The organism is Microbulbifer mangrovi, assembly GCF_002009015.1.
GTDB classification, from domain to species: domain Bacteria; phylum Pseudomonadota; class Gammaproteobacteria; order Pseudomonadales; family Cellvibrionaceae; genus Microbulbifer; species Microbulbifer mangrovi.
The window spans coordinates 1-4800 of sequence record NZ_LZDE01000167.1; the positions used below are offsets into that span (position 1 = coordinate 1).

2 protein-coding genes are annotated in these 4800 nt (G+C 58.5%); both read right to left on the reverse strand.

The window, feature by feature from the left end; genetic code table 11:
- Positions 1-60 precede the first annotated feature (60 nt).
- A complete protein-coding gene (gene nirB / locus B4U49_RS01215; RefSeq protein ID WP_078082768.1) occupies positions 61-2589 on the reverse strand; it encodes a nitrite reductase large subunit NirB in 2529 nt (842 codons plus the stop codon).
- A 356-nt stretch (positions 2590-2945) separates the two neighbouring features.
- Positions 2946-4800 (reverse strand): bifunctional protein-serine/threonine kinase/phosphatase (locus B4U49_RS01220; protein ID WP_338036809.1); only part of this gene is annotated, 1855 nt, incomplete at its 5' end.

Here is a 4800-nt window from a genome sequence, read left to right on the forward strand (position 1 = left end):
GGTTTACAGTGGTCCTGAAAACCCGCCCCCGGTGCCTCGTCGCCACCGGGGAAATTCTCCTTACGCCGGTTCGGCAATCTTGACGATTTCTTCCTGGGTGGCCGGGCGGCGCTGCTTGCGCTCTTCCACGAACACGATTTTTTCGTCTTTCTCTTCGGTGTTCACAAACTGGCGGAAGCGCTTCAGCATCTCTGGATCATTGATCGCGGTTTTCCACTCACACTGGTAAGTGCCAACCACATTGCCCATCTGGCGCTCCAGCTCCTCACAGATACCCAGCTTGTCCTCGATCACCACCTCGCGCAGGTAATCCAGGCCACCTTCCAGGTTCTCCAGCCACACCGAAGTACGCTGCAACTTATCCGCCGTGCGCACGTAGAACATCAGCACCCGGTCGATATATTTAATCAGCGTCACATCATCCAGATCCGTCGCAAACAGATCCGCGTGACGCGGACGCATACCGCCGTTACCGCATACATACAGGTTCCAGCCGTTCTCCGTCGCAATCACACCGATATCTTTACTCTGCGCCTCCGCACACTCGCGGGTGCAACCGGAAACCGCCATCTTTATCTTGTGTGGCGAACGCAGACCCTTGTAGCGATTCTCAACAGTCAGCGCCATGCCCACACTGTCCTGCACCCCGAAGCGACACCAGGTACTACCCACACAGGACTTCACCGTACGCAGCGACTTACCGTAAGCGTGTCCCGTCTCAAAGCCCGCATCCGTCAGCTCGCGCCAGATCTCCGGCAGCTCTTCCAGGCGTGCACCAAACAAATCGATACGCTGACCGCCGGTGATCTTGGTGTACAGGTCGTACTTCTTCGCCACCTCGCCGAGCACAATCAACTTCTCAGGAGTGATCTCACCACCGGCGATACGCGGTACGACTGAGTAGGTACCGTTCTTCTGCATATTCGCCATAAAGGTATCGTTGGTATCCTGCAGGCCAACATGCGGCTTCTCGTGGATGTGCTCGTTCCACAGGGAAGCAAAAATCGACGCGGCAGTAGGCTTGCAGATTTCACAGCCCTTGCCGGAACCGTGCTTGTGCAGCAGCTCGTCGAAGGTCTTGATCTCTTCTACCTGCACCATGTGGAAAATTTCCTGGCGGGTATAGGGGAAGTGCGGGCACAGGTCGTTGTTGACCTCCATCCCCAGTGCCGCCAGTTCGGTGTCCACCACGTTTTTCAGCAGCGCCGCACAGCCGCCACAGCCGGTGGATGCCTTGGTTGCATCTTTTACATCGCCCAGTGAGCAGCAGCCGCCCTGCACCGCACCGACAATGTCGCCCTTGCTCACGTTGTGGCAGGAACAGATGGTGGCCGTATCCGGCAGCGCGTCTGCACCGAGCGCCGGTGCCGCACCGTCCAGGGAGGGCAGGATCAACTGCTCCGGGTGCTCCGGCAGATCCATATCATTCAGGTGGTATTGCAGCAGGGTGTCGTAATCGCCGGTGTCGCCCACCAACACCGCACCGCGCAGCTTCTTGCCCTCGCTGTCGGTGATCATGCGCTTGTAGACGCCGGTCTGCTCGTCCACAAAAGTGATTGCTGCAGAACCTTCCGCGCGGCCGTGGGCGTCGCCGATAGAGCCCACTTCAACACCCAGCAGTTTCAGCTTGGTGCTCATATCCGCGCCGTTGAACTCCGCCGCTTCGCCACACAGCAGGGAAACCGCCGTACGCGCCATGGTGTAGCCGGGAGCAACCAGGCCGAAGATGAAGTTGTTGAACAGAGCACATTCGCCGATGGCGAAAATATTCTTGTCGGAGGTGCGACAGTGGTTGTCGATCACGATACCGCCGCGCTCACCCAGTTCGATACCGGCAGATTTCGCCAGACTGTCTTCCGGGCGGATACCGGCGGAGAACACGATCAGATCGGTATCCAGAGACTTGTCGCCCTTGAAGTTCATGCGCAGGCGACCACCATCCACTTCTTCGATCAGCTCGGTGGCGGTACTGGTGTGTACGGTCACGCCCAGTTCTTCAATTTTTTCGCGCAGTAGCTTGGAGCCACCCTCGTCCAGCTGTACCGACATCAGGCCGGGGGCGAATTCCACCACGTGGGCTTCCAGCCCCAGCTGTTTCAGTGCGTTTGCCGCTTCCAGACCCAGCAGGCCACCGCCCACTACCACACCCACCTTGCCTTCTTTGGCAGCGGCCTGGATTTTGTCCAGGTCTTCCAGGGTGCGGTAAACAAAGCACTTGTCGTGTTGATGGCCGGGAATTGGCGGAACAAACGGATAGGAACCAGTGGCAAGCACCAGGTGATCGTAAGACTCGGAGGCACCGCTCGCAGAAGTGATTATTTTGGCTTCGCGGTCGATGCTGATGGCGGCATCGTTCAGGCGCAGGTCGTAGCCCCACTCGCGGTACTGTTCAACCTTGCCCATGGCCAGGTCGTCCGCAGTGCGGCCGCCGAAGTATTCGGAGAGGTGAACCCGGTCATAAGCGGGACGGGGTTCGGCACAGAATACCAGCACGTCGAACATTTCCCGTTCGGGACGGTTTGCCAGTTGTTCCAGGAAGTGGTGACCCACCATGCCGTTGCCGATGACGACGATTTTTTGCTTAACCATGATCTCTGCCGTATTTAACTAAGTCTGGTACCAAGTGGTGGTGCCTGAGACTCGCGACAGAAGGAAAGCGGGGTGGACCGGGGAAGCGGAAGGCTGCACGGGCATCCCCTCTTCTGTCGAAGAGTGTCAGGCGCCGTTGCCTTGCTAAAAGAATTTCAGATTGTGACAAATAACATTCAATCTCTGTGCCAACTTGCGGAAGGCCGCCAGACACGGGGAAAACACTGGATTTATGCTTTCTGCGAAATATCTCGCGGAATCGGGCGCGACAAATTGGTGCGAATCCTGAGTTTGCGCCCCAAGTTGGCACGCGGACCCAGGTGGGTGGTCACAGTGAGGTGATCACAGCGGGATGGTCATAGGAAGTACAGCAGGTGCGACAGGATCGCCAGTACAGCCACCACCTGCCAGAACAGCAAGGGATTGCGCTCCATCAGCGGCGGTTTCTCACGATTGATGAACTTGCTATTCGGCGTGCTGAGATCGTGCACGAATTCCGACAGTGCCGGGTAGCGGTTCCTCGGATCCGGCGCACACGCACGGCGCAGGGCACCATCGATCCATTCCGGTAGATCCTCCCGGTGCCGGCGCGCGCTGAGGTAACGCATGTTGGCGTAACTTTTCAGATGGTAGTGGCTGCTGCCAAAGCGCTCTTTATAAGGGTAGTGGCCGGTCAGTAACTCATAGGCGATTACCCCGAGGGAAAAGATATCCGAACGATGACTCGCCGCGTCTCCCATAAAGTACTCGGGCGCGCAGTAATTCTTGCTGCCTGGCGGGGCGCTGTCCTGATAGCGCAGCAACTCCTGCAGGCCCGCCGCATTGGCGCCACCGAGATCGATCAGCTTCAGACGACCGTCGCTGTCCACCATGATGTTTTCGGGTTTCAGATCCCCGTGCACGATTTCCAGTCGCTGCAAGCGACGCAGCGCACTTACCAGCTGTTGTACCAGATTGCGGACCTGATCCAGCGGCGGCTCGGGATTCAGCTGCATCCACTGGCGCAGGTTCTGGCCATCCACATATTCCATGATGTGGTAGAGAAACTTGCGTTCCATGCGCGGCGGAAACACTTTGACCACCGTCGGATGCTCCAGCCTGCGCCCGGTCCACTCCTCGGCAATAAAACGCTCTATATAGGCCGGGTCATCAGAGTAGTTTTCCGAAGGCGCCTTGAGCGCGCGCAGCTCCTGAGACTCCATATCCCGCACCAGATACAGATAACTGCGACTGCTTGCGTGCAGCTCCTGCAAAACCTCGTAACCTTCAATCCTGTTGCCGGGCTGCAGGGGAGGGGGGAAGGGCAGGTCGCCGGTGGCCAGCATCAGATCGTCGGTGTCCAGAGACTCCAGCGCATTTACCTGACACAGTGCGAGGCTCAGATTATCTTCACTGCCATTTCCCAGCGCCGCCGCAATCAGCGGCTGCGCCGCCTGCAGACCGTGGGTGGAAAGGATCTCCGCGAACTGTGCCTGTGGCAGGAAATCGTGAACACCATCGGTAGTTACACAGAACAGATCACCCGCCTGCAAAGGCTCCTGCCGGTAATCCACCTCGATATGCGCATCCATCCCCAGCGCCCGGCTCAAAAAAGTCCGTCCCGGTCCCAGAGCGCGACTGTGATCCCGGGTCAGACACTCCAGCCTGCCCTCGCGCAAACGATAAATCCGCGAATCGCCGATATGAATCAGGTGTGCCGTAGCGCCCTTCAACACCACCGCCGAAAAGGTCGTCAGCCAACCGCGCTGTACCTCATCCGCACCGCCACTCTGCCGGTAAAGCCAACCGTTCAGCGCGTGCAACACCCGCGCCGCCGCCTGCTTTACCGACCAGGAATCCGGCGTGCTGTAATAATCGGAAATAAACCCACTGATCGCCGCCCGCGCCGCCGCCCCTCCGGCCTCCGCACTGCCCACACCGTCGGCAATCGCCGCCAGCGAACCGCGATAACGCCGCTCACTGCCGGTGGCCCGATATACGGCCACCGCATCGTCGTTATACGCGCGCGGGCCGCACTCGGTCGCTGTGGCGAATTCCAGGTTTTCCGAGTTGGAAGCCTGTAGTTCGGAATCTGGCACGATGGTGGTTTCGCAGGTTTGGTTCAAAGTAGTGTCGGTAACAGTATGGGGTTCGAAGTTAAGCGATGCGCCGATAAACGGTTTCGAGACCTTCAAAAACAGGATGTTTTTGCAGAGCCCCCAGGGATGGGTT